General features: G+C 69.0%; 12 protein-coding genes. 10 read left to right on the top strand and 2 right to left on the bottom strand.

What is annotated here, in order from left to right:
* The first annotated feature begins 47 nt into the window (after positions 1–47).
* The 7 genes from SYV04_RS27805 (at position 48) to SYV04_RS27775 (ending at position 8,240) form a co-directional block, all read left to right on the top strand.
* A complete protein-coding gene (locus SYV04_RS27805) occupies positions 48–1,052 on the top strand; it encodes a diacylglycerol/lipid kinase family protein (protein WP_321548952.1) in 1,005 nt (334 codons plus the stop codon).
* Positions 1,053–1,130: 78 nt separating this feature from the next.
* On the top strand, positions 1,131–1,823 hold the full coding sequence (locus SYV04_RS27800) for an NUDIX hydrolase (RefSeq protein ID WP_321548951.1): 693 nt from the start codon (positions 1,131–1,133) through the stop codon (positions 1,821–1,823).
* Between the two features lie 70 nt (positions 1,824–1,893).
* On the top strand, positions 1,894–2,697 hold the full coding sequence (locus SYV04_RS27795) for a protein phosphatase 2C domain-containing protein (RefSeq protein ID WP_321548950.1): 804 nt from the start codon (positions 1,894–1,896) through the stop codon (positions 2,695–2,697).
* Positions 2,698–2,701: 4 nt separating this feature from the next.
* A complete protein-coding gene (locus tag SYV04_RS27790) occupies positions 2,702–4,570 on the top strand; it encodes a hypothetical protein (RefSeq protein WP_321548949.1) in 1,869 nt (622 codons plus the stop codon).
* Positions 4,571–4,707: 137 nt separating this feature from the next.
* The gene (locus SYV04_RS27785; protein ID WP_321548948.1) at positions 4,708–5,772 is read left to right on the top strand and encodes a cysteine hydrolase family protein; all 1,065 of its coding nucleotides are present in this window, start codon (positions 4,708–4,710) and stop codon (positions 5,770–5,772) included.
* Positions 5,773–5,799: 27 nt separating this feature from the next.
* Positions 5,800–6,594, top strand: a complete 795-nt coding sequence (locus tag SYV04_RS27780; RefSeq protein WP_321548947.1) for a hypothetical protein — start codon at positions 5,800–5,802, stop codon at positions 6,592–6,594.
* A 164-nt stretch (positions 6,595–6,758) separates the two neighbouring features.
* Entirely contained in the window at positions 6,759–8,240 is a 1,482-nt protein-coding gene (locus SYV04_RS27775) for a HAMP domain-containing sensor histidine kinase (RefSeq protein WP_321548946.1), read from the top strand.
* 8 nt (positions 8,241–8,248) lie between these two features.
* Here SYV04_RS27775 and SYV04_RS27770 read toward each other — a convergent pair whose 3' ends face one another.
* On the bottom strand, positions 8,249–9,589 hold the full coding sequence (locus SYV04_RS27770; protein WP_321548945.1) for a nicotinate phosphoribosyltransferase: 1,341 nt from the start codon (positions 9,587–9,589) through the stop codon (positions 8,249–8,251).
* An 18-nt stretch (positions 9,590–9,607) separates the two neighbouring features.
* The gene (gene trxA, locus SYV04_RS27765; protein WP_321548944.1) at positions 9,608–10,057 is read right to left on the bottom strand and encodes a thioredoxin; all 450 of its coding nucleotides are present in this window, start codon (positions 10,055–10,057) and stop codon (positions 9,608–9,610) included.
* 150 nt (positions 10,058–10,207) lie between these two features.
* On the opposite strand from trxA, the gene SYV04_RS27760 reads away from it, so the two are divergent.
* From SYV04_RS27760 to SYV04_RS27750, 3 genes are all read left to right on the top strand, one after another.
* Positions 10,208–11,236, top strand: coding sequence for a 2-hydroxyacid dehydrogenase (locus SYV04_RS27760; protein ID WP_321548943.1), 1,029 nt, complete (start codon positions 10,208–10,210; stop codon positions 11,234–11,236).
* 41 nt (positions 11,237–11,277) lie between these two features.
* The gene (locus SYV04_RS27755; RefSeq protein ID WP_321548942.1) at positions 11,278–12,567 is read left to right on the top strand and encodes a universal stress protein; all 1,290 of its coding nucleotides are present in this window, start codon (positions 11,278–11,280) and stop codon (positions 12,565–12,567) included.
* Between the two features lie 105 nt (positions 12,568–12,672).
* Positions 12,673–18,042, top strand: coding sequence for a CARDB domain-containing protein (locus tag SYV04_RS27750; protein ID WP_321548941.1), 5,370 nt, complete (start codon positions 12,673–12,675; stop codon positions 18,040–18,042).
* The last annotated feature ends 109 nt before the right edge of the window (positions 18,043–18,151 follow it).

The raw sequence follows: 18,151 nt of genomic DNA, 5'->3' as shown, positions 1-18,151 counted from the left end.
CTGTCGTGACAGGGCCATGACATGGCTTGGGGAGAGTCCTGCCGCCTATGAACATCGCCGTCCTCGTCAACCTGCGTGCCCGCCGTGGCTCCGAAGTCGTCGGAGGCCTCGTGCAGCGATTCCTCCCCCGTGCCCGCGTGGCCCTGACCCGCTCGATGGACGAGGCCCGCACCTGGATCGACCAGCAACTGCGGACCAACCCCCCCTCGCTCCTGCTCGCGGGCGGCGGCGACGGCACCATCACCGGCCTCCTCAATGAGATGCGCGCCCAGGGTCTGGCGCTCCCCGCCATCGGCGTGCTCCCGCTCGGCACCGGCAACGCGTGGGCCCATGTCACCGGCGCTCCCCGGCCCGCAGTGGCCCTCAAGCAGCTGGCCGCCTATGGCGAGCGCCTGCCGCCCCTGCGTCCCTTCGGCCTCGTGCGCGTGGAGGGCCGCCTGGCTCCCTTCGCCGGCACGGGCTGGGACGCGGAGATGATTCAGGACTTCAAGAGCCAGCTCGCCTCCGCGGGCCCGCTCAAGGGCACCCAGTCCGGCCTGCGCGGCTACCTGGGCGCGATGTTCACCCGCACCATTCCCCGCCACGTGTTCGGCGACAACACCCCGCGGGTCTCCGTCTACAACCTCGGCGCGCCCGCCCTCACCGTGGATGCGCACCGCGCCATCCGCCCCCTGCCGAACGGCGACACGGGCGCCCTGCTGTACCGTGGCCCCGTGGGCGTCGCGGGCGCCGCCACCACGCCCGAGTGGGGCTTTGGCTTCAAGGCCTTCCCCTTCGCCCAGGCCATGCCTCACCGCCTCTCGGTGCGCGTCTACGGTGCCAGCGTGCTCGAGGCCACGCGCAACATGTTCAAGCTGTGGCGCGGTGAGCACCCCATGCGCAACATGCACGACTTCCTCGTCGAGCGCGTGCGCATGGACTTCGACCGCGAGGTGCCCTTCCAGATTGCTGGCGACTTGCTCGGCATGCGCCGCTCCGTGGAGTTCGAGCTCGCCGAGGAGAGCGTCCAGCTCGTCGACTGGCGCAGGCTCTCCAGCCTCGTCTCGGCATAGCCGCCTGGCGCGTTGTCTTGACTTAGTGTCGCCTCAACACTATGTTTTGTGTTGACGGGATACCCAAGGAGAGCGCGCGTGAGCCACACCTACGAGTACCCACGGCCCGCCTTGACGGTGGACTGCGTGGTGTTCGGGATGGATGAGGGAGACCTGAAGGTGCTCCTCATCCAGCGGGGCGTGGAGCCCTTCGTGGGCAAGTGGGCGCTGCCCGGCGGCTTCGTTCGGATGGAGGAGTCGCTGGAGGACGCGGCGCGCCGGGAGCTGGCGGAGGAGGCCGGCATCCGCCCCAGCCACCTGGAGCAGCTCTACACCTTCGGAGAGCCGAGCCGGGACCCTCGGGGGCGCGTCGTCACCGTGGCGTACTTCGCCCTGGTGAAGCTGAGCGACCACAACGTCGTGCATGCCGCGACGGACGCGCGCGAGGCGGCCTGGTTCTCCGTCTGGGATACGCCGAAGCTGGCGTTCGACCATTCGGACGTGCTCGCCACGGCGCTCCAGCGGCTCAAGGGCAAGGTGCGCTACCAGCCCATCGGCTTCGAGCTGCTGCCGCCCAAGTTCACCCTCACCCAGCTCCAGCGGCTCTATGAGGTGATTCTGGAGCGCGAGCTCGACAAGCGGAACTTCCGCAAGAAGATCCTCTCCATGGACTTGCTGGAGGAGCTCGACGAGGTGGAGCAGGACGTCTCCCACCGCGCCGCGCGCCTCTACCGGTTCGACCACAAGAAGTACAAACAGCTCGAGAAGGCCGGCTTCAACTTCGAGCTGTAGCCGCTCCACCGCTGACTGTCCCCACCCGTTCCACCGACCCCGTGCGCGGGGCTCGGGAGAGGTGTGTCCCATGCTTCCTGCCTTCGATATCGCCGCTGCCTCCGTGATGGGCCGCGAGCACGCTCGCGCGGGCCGCAACAACCAGGATGCGCTGTGCGTGCGTTCTCGGGGGGACGTGCTCGCCGCCGTGGTGACGGACGGGTGTGGCAGCGCGGCCCATAGCGAGGTGGGCGCGCAGCTCGGCGCACGGTGCGTGGCCGATGTGGCCCTCGCGGTGCTCGAGCGGGGCATCTCCCTGGAGGCGCCCGAGTTCCTCGAGACGGTGCGCGCCGAGGTGCTGGGCTTCCTCTCCTCGCTTACCTCGCAACTGGGCTCCTCGCTCGTGGGTGAGCACCTGTTGTTCACGGTGGTGGGCGCGGTGGTGACACCCTCGCGCACGCTGGTGTTCTCGGCGGGAGATGGGCTGTGGGCCCTCAATGGGGAGGTACACGCGCTGGGGCCCTTCCCCCACAACGCTCCGCCGTACCTCGCCTATGGGCTGCTGTCCGAGGGAGCAGTGCCCCTGGAGCGGCAGGCGCTCGTGCCCACCGAAGAAGTGGTGGCGCTGATGCTGGGCACGGATGGCGCGGTGGACCTCGGCAAGCTCACCGAGGCCCGGGTGGCCGAGACCGAGGAGCCGGTGGGCCCGCTGTCTCAGTACTGGTCCAACGAGCGCTACTTCCAGAACCCGGATGCGCTGCGCCGTCGGCTCACGCTGCTCGGCCGGGAGTCCGTCCGCGCCGACTTCACCGCGCGCCGCCTCGTGCGCACGCCGGGGCTGCTGGCCGATGACACCACCCTCATCGTCCTGCGCCGCCGCATGGAGAGGGTGTGACGCCATGGACCTCTACCTGGAAGGGAAGAAGGTACGGGTAGACCCCACGCGCGCGCTCGGCAAGGGCGGCGAGGCGGATGTGTTCGACCTGGGCGATGGGCGAGCCCTCAAGGTCTTCAAGCCTCCCGAGCACCCGGACTACCAGGGGCTGCCGGAGGAGCAGGCCGCCGCCCGCGCGCGGTTGGATGAGCACCAGCGCAAGCTGCCCGCCTTTCCGAAGGTGATGCCGGCCCGTGTGGTGGTGCCGCAGACGCTGGCCACGGGGCGCAACGGGCGCACCCTGCTGGGCTATGCCATGCGCAAGCTGGAGAGCGTCGAGCCGCTGCGGCGCTTCAGTGACCCCGCCTTCCGGCGCTCCGGCGCCACCTCCGCGCGCGTCGTCGAGGTGCTGCGTGGCCTGCACCACACCCTGGAGGCCGTCCACGGCGGCGGCGTGGTGGTGGGGGACTTCAATGATCTCAACGTCCTCGTCTCGGGCGCGGAGGCGTACCTCATCGACGCCGACAGCTTCCAGTTCGGCGCCTTCCTCTCCGCCGTCTTCACCGAGCGCTTCCTGGATCCACTGCGCCTCACCGGCACGGGCGCCGCTCTCAACCCGGGCCGCCCGGCCTCGCCGGACAGCGACTGGTACGCCTTCACCGTGGCCCTGATGCAGAGTCTGCTGTGTGTGGGGCCCTATGGCGGCATCCACCGGCCCTCGCCGCCGACGCCTCGCGCCACCCCTGCAGCCCGTGTCCATCAGCGCCTCACCGTGTTCCATCCAGAGGTGCAGTACCCCAAGCCCGCGCTGCCGCTGGCCACGCTCCCGGATGACGTGCTGCACCAGCTCCACCGGGTCTTCGTCGAGGACGTGCGCGGCCCCTTCCCGCCTCGTCTGCTGGACGTGCTGCGCTTCACCGCCTGCGCCTCGTGCGGCGTTGAGCACGCCCGCCTCGCGTGCCCGACGTGCAGCCCTCACGCCGCCGCCACCGTGACGCCGGTGAGCGCCGCGCGCGGGGAGGTGACCGCCACGCGGCTGTTCTCCACGCGCGGCGTGCTCGTCCACGCGTGCGCGGAAGAGGGCGTGCTGCGCTGGCTCTATCACGCGGATGGCGCCTACCGACGCGAGGATGGGCGCACCGTGCTCCAAGGGCCGCTCGACCCGTCGCTCCACTGGGCGCTTCAGGGCGAGGTGACGCTCGTGGGGAGAGGGGGAGAGCTGGCGGTGCTCGCTCCAGGCCGCGCGCCGGAGCGGCTGGGCGTGGACGCTCCGGAAGGCCGCCCTGCCTTCGCGGCCAACCTGCGCCACCGCTACTGGGCCCAGGCGGGCGGACTGTGGAGGGATGGCGCCCTGGGCCCCGAGCGCATCGGTGACGTGCTGCAGGGGCAGACGCGGCTCTTCGTCGGGCCTCGCTTCGGGCTGGGCTTCCACCGCGCGGGCAACCTGCGCGGCGCCTTCGTGTTCGACGCCGCGCGCTCCGGCATCAAGGACGGCCTGGTGTTGCCGTGGCCCGCGGGCAGGCTCGTGGACGTGGAGTGCCTCTTCGAGGGGCAGAACGCCTGGCTGTTCCTCGCGGAGGAGAGCAACGGACGCACCGTCCACCACTGCGTCGTGGTGGGCGCCGATGGCGCGGTGCGGGCCAGCGCTCACGCCGAGGCAGGCGACGGCTCGTGGCTTGGCTCCCTGCGCGGCAAGTGCGCCGCGGGGGATGTGCTCTTCGCCGCCACGGATGTTGGGTTGACGCGGGTGGAGCTGCGCCAGGGTCGCCTCGAGGCCATCCGCGACTTCCCCGATGCCGAGCCCTTCGTCGACGCCGACTGCCGACTCTTCCTCACCCGAGGAGGGCTCACCGTCGTGCGCGGCCAGGACATCACCGGGCTGCGCATGTCCTGAGTCCGCCGTGCGCGCTCGAGGCAATGCCTGACGAGCGCCAGGCCTCATCGACTTGACATGGTGTCGTTCAGACACTATGTTGGTGTAGAAGAAACACGAAGGGGATGGCAGTCAGGCGCAGTCAGGAGGGCAGAGCCATGAAGAACCCGATCAAGGAGCTTCCGCTTCCGTCGTTCTACCGGCCCGATAACGCAGGCAACTACGGCTACGGCCCGAACGCCGGGAAGCTGCAGGGAGAGGCGGCCACGTGGCGCGCCGCCAACGACGTCACCCCGTCCGCCACCGACACGTTCAACCTGCACCTGCTGCTCATCGACGTGCAGAAGGACTTCTGCTTCCCCGAGGGCTCGCTCTACGTCGCCGGCCGCAGCGGCAAGGGCGCCATCGATGACAGCCGCCGCATCGCCGAGTTCATGTACCGCAACCTCGGCGCCCTCACGAACGTCACCACCACCCTCGACACGCACTTCGCCTACCAGATCTTCTTCCCCTCGTTCTGGGTGGACCAGAACGACCAGCAGCTCACCCCGTACCGCGAGGTGACGCGGGAGCAGATCGAGCGCGGGCAGGTCCGCCCCAACCCCGCCGTGGCCAAGTGGCTGTGCGGCGGCAACTACCCCTGGCTGCTCAAGCAGGTGAAGTACTACTGCGAGGAATTGGAGCGCGCCGGGAAGTACACCCTCTATCTCTGGCCGCCGCACTGCCTGCTCGGTGGCGACGGGCACGCGCTGGCCGGCGTGGTGCAGGAGGCCCGCCTGTTCCATGCCTTCGCTCGAAGCAGCCAGTCGTGGTGCGAGGTGAAGGGTGGCAACCCTCTCACCGAGAACTACTCGGTGCTGCGCCCCGAGGTGCTCAGCCGCCACGACGGACAGCCCCTGGCGCAGCGCAACACCCAGTTCATCAAGACGCTGCTCACCGCCGACGCCGTCGTCATCGCAGGCCAGGCCGCCAGCCACTGCGTGAAGAGCTCCATCGATGACCTGCTCACGGAGATCGTCGCCCAGGACGCCGCGCTCGCTCGCAAGGTGTACCTGCTCACCGACTGCATGTCGGCCGTCACCGTGCCGGATGGCAAGGGCGGGTTCGCCGCGGACTTCACGCCGCAGGCCGACGCCGCGCTCAAGCGCTTCGCCGATGCCGGCATGCACCTGGTGAAGTCGACCACCCCGCTCGCCAGCTGGCCCGACCTGCGCATCGGCTGATCCACACGAAGAAGGGAGGAAACTGTCATGAGCACCAGCAATGGCACCCAGGTTTCGCAGCTCTTCCAGGCCGCTCACGCCGAGGGAGTCCTCAGCCCCGCCGGCCTCCAGGCCCTCACCGTCGTGGACCTCGGCGCGCAGATCCAGGCCGGCCTCGGCATCAGCGTGGATGACGTCCAGTCCAGCGAGGTCGTCCTCGTCACTGTCATGCCGGATGACTCCGGCAGCATCCAGCACGCCAACAACGCTCAGCTCGTCTGCGACGGCCACAACCTCGTCCTCGACGCACTGCTCTCCAGCAAGCAGCGCGACACCGTCCTCTTCCACACCCGCTACCTCAACGGCTCGGTCCTCAACCCGTACCGCCCCATCGAGGACGTCGTGCGGATGCATGACAAGAACTACAACCCCAGCCTCGGCACCCCCCTGTATGACCAGACCGTGGTGCTGCTGGGCACCGTGCTCGCCAAGGCCCAGGAGTTCACCCGCAACGGCGTGTCCGCCCGCACCGTCACCCTGCTCATCACCGACGGCGGGGATTGCCACTCGCAGAACTCGCGCGCCAAGGACGTCGCCGCGCTGGTGAAGGACCTGCAGCGCGCCGAGAACCACATCGTCGCCGCCATGGGCATCAGCGACGGCACCACGGACTTCCGCAAGGTGTTCCGAGACATGGGCATCGAAGACAAGTGGATCCTCACCCCGGGCCAGAGCGCTCAGGAGATCCGCCAGGCCTTCAATGTCTTCAGTCAGTCCGCCGTGCGCGTGAGCCAGGGTGCCGCCAGCTTCAGCCGCACCGCCCTGGGGGGCTTCGGGCGCTGAGCCCCTGGCTCCCTCTCCGAGCAGGCGCGCGCCGGGTCCCCCCACGCGCGCTTGTTGCCTCCATGAGGAGGGGAGATTCACGCCCGGCGTTGTTCCTCCTCCAGGAGGTCTTGCGTGGAAGGATTCCCTGGAGGCCTGCTCGTACCGTCGCGCGTGGAGGCTTCATGAGCCTCAAGGCCATGTTCACCTCGCTGGTGACGGTGCTTGGGGTACTCGTGCTGGCGGCCGCTGCGTCGCTCTGGCTGCTCACCAGCTACCTGCACCGCGTCACCGGCAGCCTCGGCTCCAGCGTCGAGGGCGTCCGGCTCGCCGAGGAGCTGGAGGTGGAGCTCCTCACCCACTACCGCCAGAGCAATGAGCTGTCCGGCGCACCGGATGACCGGGTTCGTCAGCTCTTCTTCCTGGAGACGCAGCTGACAACCCTCATGGAGGAGATCTCTCGCACCGCGACCACCCCGGAGGAGAGCGAGCGCATCGCCGACCTCCGCCAGCGGGTGGCGCACTACCTCATCGCCCAGCGGGAGGCACATGGCGAGTACTCGGCGCGGCTGTCTCCTCGGGCTGGCGCGGATCTGGATCAGGCCCTGGTCTCCCTGGAAGAGCTCATCGAGCTCAAGGTGAAGCAGGCCCGTCACGCCGAGGCCGAGGCCGCGCGTTGGGACCGGCTGACCCGCCTGGGAGGCCCCATCCTCGCCGCGCTGCTCCTCATCGGGCTGCTCGTCTCGCTCGTCTGGGTGCGCCGTGCCGTTCTGCGACCGGTGGCCCAGGTGCGCCAGGCCATGCGCCGCTTCGCCTCCGGGCGCAAGCGCACCCGCGCGGCCGAGACCGGGCCCCTGGAGCTGCGCGAGGTAGCGCGCACCTTCAATGAGATGGCCTCCTCCATCACCCGCCAGCAGGAGGATCAGCTCACGTTCCTGGCGGGGGTGGCGCATGACCTCCGCAACCCGCTGTCCGCGCTGAAGATGTCCACCGCGTTCGCCGCCCCGGGCCGCGCCGAGGTCTCTCCCGAGCGCCTCCAGAAGATGTTCGCGCTCGCGCGCCGGCAGGTGGAGCGCCTGGACCGCATGGTGGGAGACTTGCTGGACTCCACCCGCATCGAGGCCGGCAAGCTGGAGCTGCAGCTCGAGGAGCGTGACGCCCGCGAGCTGGCGCGCGCCGTGGTGGAGCTGTACCAGGCCACCGGGCCGGGCCATGAGCTGCGCCTGTCCCTGCCCGAGACGCCCGTGCCCCTGTGCTGTGACGGCATCCGCATCGAGCAGGTGCTCAACAACCTGGTGAGCAATGCCCTGAAGTACTCCCCCGTGGGCACGCGCGTGGAGGTGACCGTGGAGCGTCAGGGCGAGGAGGCCGCGCTCTCCGTCGCCGACCAGGGCATCGGCATCTCCGCCGAGGAGCAGCTCCGCCTCTTCGCTGCCTTCCAGCGGGCGCGGGGGGCGCGCGAGCGAGCGCCCGGCGCGGGCCTGGGGCTCTCCGTCGCGCGCCGTATCGTCGAGGCCCACGGTGGCCATATCGAGGTGGAGAGCACCCCCGGCCAGGGCTCCGTGTTCCGGGTCCGGTTGCCCATCGCCCGCGCCGCCACGCAGGGAGCCCCTCGCGCCGAGGGCCCCGCCACGGCGTGGGGGACAGGCGAGGACTCGGTTCACTGAGCGGCCCGTCAGGGAGTCGCGGCCCACGCCTCGATGAGCTGCTCGCGCGTCCAAGCCACCACGGGGCTGGCCTCCACGCGGTAGGGCGGGTTGAGGGGCTCGAGGCGACGGACCTCGGGGGGCAGCCGCGACAGCTCCCGCCGCGTGTGCTCCTGAATCTCCACCAGCGAGGGCGAGGCCCCCGCCACGCGCTTGCCTTCGCGCATCATCGGCCGCAGCAGCGGGCGCCCCGGCACCATCTCTCCGTGGCGGGCGAGCACGTCCTTGCGCGCTACCCCGTGCTCCTCCACCCGGTACACCTGCTTGCGCCCCGGGTAGAGCACCTTGGAGGTGGACAGCTTGATGCGGTCCTTCCCCGCGTACGCCACGAGCTTGTAGACCATGTCCAGGCAGGGCACGTCCGAGGACACGCCCAGCGATGTTCCCACCCCGAAGCTGTCGATGGGGGCCCCCTGGGAGAGCAGCCGCTGGATGGAATCCTCGTCCAGGTTGCCACTGGCGATGAGCTTGACGCGCTGCAACCCCGCCTCGTCCAGCATCTGCCGCGTCGCGCGCGACAGCGCCAGCATGTCTCCGGAGTCCAGCCGCACCGCGCGCACCTGGAAGGCCTCGCCCAGCTCGCGCGCCAGGCGCACCACGTGCTGCACACCGCGCAGCGTGTCATAGGTGTCCACGAGCAGCGTGGTCTCCGGGAAGCGGCTGCTGAAGGCACGGAAGGCCTCCAACTCGTCCTCGTGGGCCTGCACGAAGCTGTGCGCCATGGTGCCCGCCACGGGAATGCCGTAGCGCCGCCCGGCCCGCACGTTGGAGGTGGCTCCCACGCCCGCGATGAAGGCCGCGCGCGCCACCTTCATCCCCGCGTCCACACCGTGCGTGCGCCGCACGCCAAACTCCATCACCGGACGGCCCGCCGCGGCCTCCGTCACCCGTACGGCCTTGGAGGCCGCCAGCGTCTGCAGGTGGACCTGGTTGAGGAGGTAGGTCTCCACCAGCTGTGCCTCGGGCAGCGGCGCCACCACCTCCAGCAGCGGCTCCTCGGCGAACACCGGGGTGCCCTCGGGCACGGCGCACACGTCCCCGGAGAAGTGGAAGCGCTCCAGGTAGCGCAGCAGCCGGTCCGAGAAGCGGCCCAGCGAGGCGAGGTAGTCCAGGGCCGCCGGCGTGAAGCGCAGCGTCTCCAGGTAGCGCAGCGCCTCTTCCAGCCCACAGGCGAGCAGGAAGTTACGCCGCGACGGCAGCCGACGGACGAAGAGGCTGAACACCGCTTCGTCCTGCATGCCTTCGTCGAGGTAGGCATCCACCATCGCGAATTCGTACAGGTCCGTGAGCAGCGTGAGGTCTTCCTCCATGGCGTCCTCCTCCCCTCGCTACACCCTCATGCCCGGAGAGCCTCCCTGCTGCGCATCCAGGATCCACTGCTCCAGCTCCGCGCGGGGCATCATCCCGCTGCGGCGCGCCACCTCACGGCCTCCCATATAAAGGATGAAGGTGGGGATGCCTCGGACGCCCAGCGAGGAGGCGGTCTCGGGGTGCTCGTCCGTGTTCAGCTTCAGGACGATGAGCCTGCCTGCCTGGGCTCTCCCCACGGCGTCGAACACCGGGGCCGCTGCTCGGCACGGGCCACACCAGGGGGCCCACAGATCCACCAGCACCGGAACTGGAGAGGAGACAACGGCTCGCGAGAGTTCCTCCCCCCCGACCGCTTGGGGTTGGCCCGACGTGTCGAGCGCGCCGTGGCAGCGCCCACACGTAGGGGTACCCCCCGGGGGCGGGTGAGGGACACGGTTGAATGCTCCACAGGTTGGGCATCGAAACATGAGGACCTCCGCGCCTCTCATGAAGATAAAGACTTAGGGTGGGGACGCCCGATGCTGGGTGACACGAGCCCCGAGATGCCTGCTCCCCCTCTTGCCGGGGGGACATGCTTGGATGGAAGCTGGGAAAACCTCTTGGAATGAGGAGGAGACATGAAGCTGGCCGTCTTCGACACCCACCGGTTCGACCGTGAGGCCCTGGAGGCGGCCAATGCCCGCTACGGCCACACGCTCGTCTTCTTCGAGCCCCGGCTCACGGCGCAGACGGCGCGGCTGGCGCAGGGCTTCGACGCGGTGTGCTCCTTCGTCAACGACAAGGTGGACGCCGCCACGCTGGAGTTGCTGCACGCGGGCGGCACACGGCTCGTGGCGCTGCGCTCGGCGGGCTACAACCACGTGGACCTGGCGGCGGCGGCGCGGCTGGGCCTCAAGGTGGTGCGCGTGCCCGAGTACTCGCCCTACGCAGTGGCCGAGCACGCGGTGGCGCTGGTGCTGGCGCTCAACCGCCGCATCCATCAGGCCCATGCGCGCGTGCGTGACTGGAACTTCTCCCTGGATGGGCTGGTGGGCTTCGACCTGCACGGCAAGACGGTGGGGGTGGTGGGCACTGGCCGCATTGGCCGGGCCGCGGCGCGCATCTTCCACGGCTTCGGGTGCCGGCTGCTGTGCTTCGACGCCGCGCCGGAAGCGGAGGTGGAGCGTGAGCTGGGCGCTCGCTACGTGCCGCTGGAGACGCTGCTGCGCGAGGCGGACATCATCTCCCTGCATGTGCCGCTCACGCCTGGCACCCACCACCTCGTGGACGCCGCCGCGCTGGAGAAGATGAAGCGTGGGGTGATGATCATCAACACCGGCCGGGGCGCCCTCATCGACAGCCGGGCCCTCATCGACGCGCTCAAGCGGGGCCACATCGGCGCGGCGGGGCTGGACGTCTATGAGGAGGAGGAGGGCATCTTCTTCCAGGACCTGAGCGGCCAGGTGCTCCAGGACGACGTGCTGGCGCGGTTGCTCACCTTCCCCAATGTGCTCGTCACCTCACACCAGGCCTTCCTCACCCGCGAGGCGCTGGGCAACATCGCCGACACCACGCTCTCCAGCCTCCAGGCTTTCGAGCGCGGCCAGCCGCTGCTTCACGAGGTGAGCGCCGGACAAGTGCTGCGCGCTCCCCCCCGAACGGAGTAGAAGCGCCAGCAGGTTCCACGACCGCCGTTTCCGGAGGCACCATGCCCATCGTCTGCGCCACCAACTTCTCTCACGCTGCCCACACCGCCTGCGAGTCAGCGGCCCTGCTGGCCCGGAAGCTGGGAGAGCCCCTGTGGCTCGTCCACGTGCTGCCGGCCGAGTCCGCCAGGGCCTTCGGCAAGCCGCTGATGGAGGCGGCCGAGGGCGCGCTGGGCGATGAGGCGCGCCGGCTGGAGAAGCTGGGCGCGAAGGTGGAGCGCGCGCTGCTCACGGGCGAGCCGGCCGCGGCGCTGCAGGAGTTCGCCGCCAAGCAAGGCGCCCGGCTGGTGGTGACGGCGACGCCGAGCCACGAGAACCCGTTCCTGGGCATGGGCGGTACGCTGGACCGGCTGGCGCAGTCGCTCGCGACGCCGCTGCTGGTGGCCCGCGACGTGGCGCCGCTGGAGGCGTGGGTGCGCGGGCAGCGGCCGCTCAAGGTGATGCTGGGCGTGGACCGCTCGCTGCCCTTCGAGGCGGCGCGCGACTGGGTAAAGGCGCTGCGCAAGGTCGGCCCCGTGGAGCTGGTGGGCGGTCGTGTTTTCTGGGCCCAGGAGGAGGCGATGCGCCTGGGGTTGGAGCAGCCCCTGGGCTTTGGCGAGGTGACGCCCTCGCTTCGCCAGGCGCTGGAGCGCGAGGCGGCCGTGCTGCTGGAGCCCCTGGCGGAGGACGGCAAGCCCGTGCGCGTCCGGGTGGAGGTGGGCGTGGGCCGAATCGCGGACCACCTGGTGGCGCTGGCCGCCGAGGAGCAGGTGGACCTGCTGGTGGTGGGCACGCACCAGCGCCAGGCGCTGGGCAAGCTGTGGAGCGTGTCGCACCACGCGCTGCGCCTGGCGAAGATGTCCGTGGTGAGCGTGCCGGTGAAGGCGGCGGTACACGGGGCCGAGGTGGAGCTGCCGCACGTGCGCTCGGTGCTGGTGACGACCGACTTCTCGGAGCTGGCGGACCGCGCCATCGCCTACGCGTGCGCGCTGGTGCCTCCCAACGGCACGGTCCATCTGCTCCACGTCGCGCAGCACGCCACGCCCGAGCAGCTCGTGGCGCTCCGGCAGCAGCTCGAGCAGCGGGTGCCGCGCGCGGCAGCGCAGCGCGGGTGCCAGGTGCAGCTGGAGGTGGCGGTCGGCGCCAACGTGGCGGGCACCATCCTCCAGGCCGCCGAGCGCCATGGCGTGGACATCATCTGCATGGGCACTCGCGGCCGCACCGGTGTGGCGCGCGCTGTCATGGGCTCGGTGGCACAAGAGGTCATGGCACGCGGTGAGCGGCCCGTACTGATGGTGCGTGCGCCAGCGTAAATTTTTGATAGTACTTGAAGTTACTCCTGGAAAACGGGTATCCCTCGCGAGAACTCCTTGATTTGTCTTTGAATCGAGTGAGCCATCCCGAGGGGGAATACCCACATGAGTGAGAGAGTCAACCGAGCCCTGCTTCTCGTATCGGCATCGGCGTTGCTCGGGTCCGTTGGTTGCGGCGCACCGTCGGCGGAGGAAGCCGAGGCGCTGAACCAGACCCGACAGGCATTGGTTGCCGGCCCGGACTTCGTCGTCCGGGAGGTGAGCAGTCCTCCCAGTGCCTGGCCCAATGGGCCGTTCCCGGTGGAAGTCACCGTGTGCAACCAGGGCACGGTGGCGGAGAGCACCAACGTGGAGGTGTACCTGTCGCAAGACCGGATCATCTCCACGCTGGACGTGTCCATCGGGAGTGCGTTCCTGGGCTGGCTGGAAGCGGGGCAGTGCTTCACGGAGCGGTTCTACACGAACGTCTCGGTGCCCGAGGGGGCCTGGTACACGGGCGCCATCGCCGACCCCCTCAACAGCACGGTGGAGGCCAACGAGGCCAACAACACGCGCGCAGGAGCCCTCATCGGCGTGGGAATCGCTCCGGACTTCGTGGTCCAGTCGGTGAGCGTCCCCAAGAGCGTGATGCCGGCCTACTACTTCCCGGCCACGGTGACGGTGTGCAACCAGGGCACCATGGGCGGCGGCACCGAGGTGCAGCTGGTGCTCTCCGCGGACACCACCATCACCTACGTCCCGGACGTTCCGACGCCCGGGCCGGACTTCCCGATGGACGCCTTCAACACGGGGTATCTGGAGCCGGGGCAGTGCAGGGCCCATCGGCTGGATGTCGAGGCGATACCTCCGCAAGAGGGCGCCTGGTACGTGGGGGCCGTGGCGGACCCCGGCAATTTCGCCATGGAGCTCATCGACACCAACAACACGAAGGCGAGTGAGGTGGTGGGCGTGGGCTACGGCACCGACTACATCGTCCAGTCGGTGAATGGCCCGGCCAACGTGCGGCCCGGCGAGTCGTTCACCACGGCGGTGACGGTGTGCAACCACGGCATTGGGACCGGGTCCGCTGAGATGATGCTGGTGCTCTCCACGGACACCACCATCCAGTTCGATCCGAACGGCCCGCCGGCGGCGCAGGATCTGCCCCTGGCGCCCTTCTATTCCGGGCTGCTGGCGTCCGGGCAGTGCCGGACGCAAGAGGTGGAAGCCTCCATGCAGGCTCCGAGCGAGGGGAACTGGTACCTGGGCGCCGTGGCGGACCCGGGCAACAGCGAGCAGGAAATCATCGAGACCAACAACACGAAGGCCAGCAAGCTCGTGGGCGTGGGCCTTGCTCCGGACTACATCATCCAGTCGGTGAGCGGCCCGGCCAACGTGCGGCCCGACTACGAGTTCACCGCCTCGGTGACGGTGTGCAACCAGGGCACCGCGTACGGGAACACCGAGGTGCAGCTGGTGCTCTCTCGCGACACCACCATTCGGTTCTCCCCCAACGGCCCGCCGGAGGAGCAGGATCTGCCGCTCACCTCCTTGTACTCGGGGCCGCTGGAGCCCGGGCAGTGCCGGACGCACCCGGTGCAGGTCTGGGGAACTCCTTCTCAAGAGGGGGCCTGGTACCTGGGCGCGGTGGCGGATCCGGCCAGCAACGAGTGGGAGCTCAACGAGAGCAACAACACGAAGGCCAGCAAGGTCATGGGCGTGGGCTACCGGCCCGACTTCATCATCCAGTCGGTGAGCGGCCCCGCCAGCGTGGAGCCGGGGAATGAATTCACCGCCTCGGTGACGGTGTGCAACCAGGGCACCGAGTACGGGAGCACCGAGGTGCAGCTGGTGCTCTCGCAGGACAACGACATCCGCTTCGCCTACGACGGCATGCCCTACGGGCAGGACCTGCCGCTCAGCTCCTTCCATTCGGGGCCGCTGGAGGCGGGGCAGTGCCGGACGCATCAGGTGTGGGCCAACATGTCCGCGCCGTTCGAGGGCATCTGGTACCTGGGCGCGGTGGCGGACCCGGGGCTCAACCAGTACGAGCTCAACGAGGCCAACAACGCGAAGGCCAGTGAAGAAGAGGTGGGCGTCGGCTATGCCCCGGACATCATCATCCAGGCGATCACCCACCCAGCGAGCGCGAGGCCCGGTGAGTCGGTCGCCTTCTCGGTGACGGCGTGCAACCAGGGCACCGCCCCTGGCTATGCGGACGGGCAGCTGGCGTTCTCGGAGGATACGGAGATTCGCCTCAACTACAACGGACCTCCGTACCCCAGCCAGGACATGCCCATGGACGCCTTCTTCATGGGAATGCTCGAGCCGGGTCAGTGCAAGACCGAGGTGGTGTACGGCTCCCTGCCCCAGGCGGAGGATGACAACGGGTACGTGGGAGCCGTGCTCGATCCCTTCAATGTGATGCAGGAGCTCAACAAGGAGAACAACACGAAGGCCGGCACGCTCATGGGCGTGGGCTACCGCCCCGACTTCATCATCCAGTCGGTGACGGGCCCTGCCAGCATCTATCCCGGTGATACGTTCACCGCCACGGTGACGGTGTGCAACCAGGGCACCGAGTACGGGAGCACCGATGTGCAGCTGGTGCTCTCCGAGGACAGCACCATCCGCTTCTCCTACGACAGCGCTCCGTATGAGCGAGACGAGCCGATCGACAGCTTCTATTCGGGGCCCCTGGAGCCCGGGCAGTGCCGGACCGAGCAGGTTCACACCCGGGTGTTCCCCCCGCATCAGGGGGGCTGGTACCTGGGCGCGGTGGCGGACCCGAGCAGCTCTCATGAGGAGCTCATCGAGAGCAACAACGCCAAGGCCAGCAGGCTCACCGGTGTGGGCAGCCGTCCCGACTACGTCATCCAGTCGGTGACGGGCCCCGCCAGCGTGGCGCCGGGCGATTACTTCGTCGCCTCGGTGACGGTGTGCAACCAGGGCACCGAGTACGGGAGCACCGAGGTGCAGCTGGTGCTCTCCGAGGACACCACCATCCGCTTCTCCTATGGCGGTCCTCCCTACAACCAGGACATGCCGATCGGCTCCCTCTACTCGGGGCCGCTGGAGCCTGGGCAGTGCCGGACGCAGCAGCTGCAGACCAGCGCCCATCCCCAGCAGTACGGGGGGTGGTACCTGGGCGCGGTGGCGGACCCGGGCAACTCCCATGAGGAGCTCATCGAGAGCAACAACACCAAGGCCAGTGCGCTCATGGGCGTGGGCCACGGTCCCGACTACGTCATCCAGGCGGTGAGCGTCCCGGCCAGCGTGGTGCCGGACCAGTCGTTCACGGCCTCGGTGACGGTGTGCAACCAGGGCACCGAGTACGGCAACACCGAGGTGCAGCTGGTGCTCTCCGCGGACACCGACATCCGCTTCTCGTACAACGCGCCTCCCTATGGGCAGGATTGGCCGGTGACCTCCTTCGGCTCGGGGCCGCTGGAGCCCGGACAGTGCCGGACCGAGCAGGTGCAGACCAGCCTGCCCGCCCTGGAGATGGATCGCGTCTGGTACCTGGGCGCGGTGGCGAATCCGAGCAACTACGAGGAGGAGCTCATCCAGAGCAACAACACGCTGGCCAGCAAGCCCATCGGCGTGGGCTTCCGCCCCGACTTCGTCATCCAGGCGGTGAGCGGGCCCACCAGCGTGGAGCTGGGCCAGGACTTCACGGCCTCGGTGACGGTGTGCAACCAGGGCACCGGGTTCGGCGATACGGAGCTGGCGTTGGTGCTGTCTCAGGACACCACCATCCGCTTCTCCTACAACGGGGCTCCCTATGAGCAGCGGGACGAACTGCTGACCTTCTTCTCCTCGGGGCCGCTGGAGCCGGGCCAGTGCAACACGCAGCAGGTCCAGGCCCAGGCGTATGCCTCCGAGCAGGGGGCCTGGTACCTGGGGGCCGTGGCTGACCCCGGCAACTACCAGGAGGAGTTCCTCGAGACCAACAACACGCTGGCCAGCAAGGTCTTCGGCGTGGGCCAGCGTGCCGACTTCATCATCAAGTCGGTGACCGCTCCGGCCAGCACGCGGCCCGGTGAGATGTTCATGACCGCGGTGACGGTGTGCAACCAGGGCACCCGGTACGGGAGCACCGAGGTGCAGCTGGTGCTCTCCGAGGACAGCACCATCCGCTTCTCCTACTCCGGCACGCCGTACAACCAGGACATGCCGCTCAACTCCTTCTCCTCGGGCCCGCTGGAGCCGGGTCAGTGCCGGACGGAGCAGGTGCAGACCAGCGTGTATGCCCCCGAGGATGGGGGCTGGTACCTGGGCGCGGTGGCGGACCCGGGTGACTCCGAGGAGGAGCTCATCGAGAGCAACAACACCAAGGCCAGCACGCTCATGGGCGTGGGCTACCGCCCCGACTACACCGTCCAGACGGTGGGAGTGCCCGCCAGCATGGCGCCGGGCCAGCCGTTCACGGTGACGGTGACGGTGTGCAACCAGGGCACCCAGTACGGGAGCACGGAGGGACAGCTGGTGCTCTCCGAGGACACGGACATCCGCTTCTCCTACAGCGGGAGTCCCTACACGCAGGACATTCCCTTGGCGCCGTTCAGCTCGGGGCCGCTGGAGCCGGGCCAGTGCAACACGCAGGAGCTGGAGGGCATCGCGCATGCTCCTCGCGAGGGGGCCTGGTACCTGGGGGCCGTGGTGGATGCTGAGAACTACGAGCAGGAGCTCATCGAGACCAACAACACGAAGGCCAGCAAGCTGGTGGGAGTGGGCCAACGTCCCGACTTCATCATCCAGTCGGTGCTCGTCCCGGCCAGCACGCGCACCCATGAGCCGTTCACGGTGAAGTACACCGTGTGCAACCAGGGCACCCGGCCCGGAATCACCGATCTGCAGCTGGTGCTCTCGCAGGACACGGACATCCGCTTCTCCTACAACGCCCCGCCCTACAGCCAGGATCTGCAGCTGGACTTCTTGGGCTCGCTGTTCCTGGAGCCGGGTCATTGCAGCACGCAGGAGGTGCGCACCAGTATCCCCGTGTCAGGGCTGCAGGGCGGTTGGTACCTGGGGGTGGTGGCGGATCCCGCCAACTTCGAGCAGGAGCTCATCGAGACCAACAACACGAAGGCCAGCGCCCTCATCGGCATCGGTGATGCGCCGGACCTGATCATCCAGTCGGTGACGGCTCCGACGAGCGTGCGGATGGGCCAGCAGTACGCGGCCTCGGTGACGGTGTGCAACCAGGGCACCGTCCCTGGCGGCGCGGAGGTGCAGCTGGTGCTCTCCGATGACACCGACATCCGCTTCTCGTACAGCGGGCCGATCTACGATCAGGACATGCCGGTGGAGGTCATCATGGTGAGCTCGCTGGCGCCGGGGCAGTGCCAGAAGCAGGACCTGATGCTCTACGTGACGCCTTGGTACACGGGGGCCTGGTACATGGGCGCCATCGTGGACCCCGGGCAGTACACGCCGGAGCTCATCGAGAGCAACAACACGAAGGCCAGCCGCGTCATCTCCTTCATTCCCTGAGTCGTGACTTCTCCCCGCCCTCGCTCACCGAGGGCGGGGGGAAGTGCAGTTCCGCAGGCGAGAGGTCCCGAGGAAGCTCCCGAGCGGAGCGCCTCGCGCGGGCCCGTTT

It is taken from the genome of Hyalangium ruber (assembly GCF_034259325.1).
Lineage (GTDB): Bacteria > Myxococcota > Myxococcia > Myxococcales > Myxococcaceae > Hyalangium_A > Hyalangium_A rubrum.
This window is presented reverse-complemented; position numbering and strand designations above follow the sequence as displayed.

Excerpts from the sequence above, each read along its gene's own strand:
- SYV04_RS27780 (WP_321548947.1), top strand. The coding sequence starts at position 5,800 with ATGAGCACCAGCAATGGCACCCAGGTTTCGCAGCTCTTCCAGGCCGCT.
- SYV04_RS27790 (WP_321548949.1), top strand. The coding sequence starts at position 2,702 with ATGGACCTCTACCTGGAAGGGAAGAAGGTACGGGTAGACCCCACGCGC.
- SYV04_RS27750 (WP_321548941.1), top strand. The coding sequence starts at position 12,673 with ATGAGTGAGAGAGTCAACCGAGCCCTGCTTCTCGTATCGGCATCGGCG.
- SYV04_RS27760 (WP_321548943.1), top strand. The coding sequence starts at position 10,208 with ATGAAGCTGGCCGTCTTCGACACCCACCGGTTCGACCGTGAGGCCCTG.
- SYV04_RS27785 (WP_321548948.1), top strand. The coding sequence starts at position 4,708 with ATGAAGAACCCGATCAAGGAGCTTCCGCTTCCGTCGTTCTACCGGCCC.
- trxA (WP_321548944.1), bottom strand. The coding sequence starts at position 10,057 with ATGTTTCGATGCCCAACCTGTGGAGCATTCAACCGTGTCCCTCACCCG.
- SYV04_RS27795 (WP_321548950.1), top strand. The coding sequence starts at position 1,894 with ATGCTTCCTGCCTTCGATATCGCCGCTGCCTCCGTGATGGGCCGCGAG.
- SYV04_RS27775 (WP_321548946.1), top strand. The coding sequence starts at position 6,759 with ATGAGCCTCAAGGCCATGTTCACCTCGCTGGTGACGGTGCTTGGGGTA.
- SYV04_RS27755 (WP_321548942.1), top strand. The coding sequence starts at position 11,278 with ATGCCCATCGTCTGCGCCACCAACTTCTCTCACGCTGCCCACACCGCC.
- SYV04_RS27770 (WP_321548945.1), bottom strand. The coding sequence starts at position 9,589 with ATGGAGGAAGACCTCACGCTGCTCACGGACCTGTACGAATTCGCGATG.
- SYV04_RS27805 (WP_321548952.1), top strand. The coding sequence starts at position 48 with ATGAACATCGCCGTCCTCGTCAACCTGCGTGCCCGCCGTGGCTCCGAA.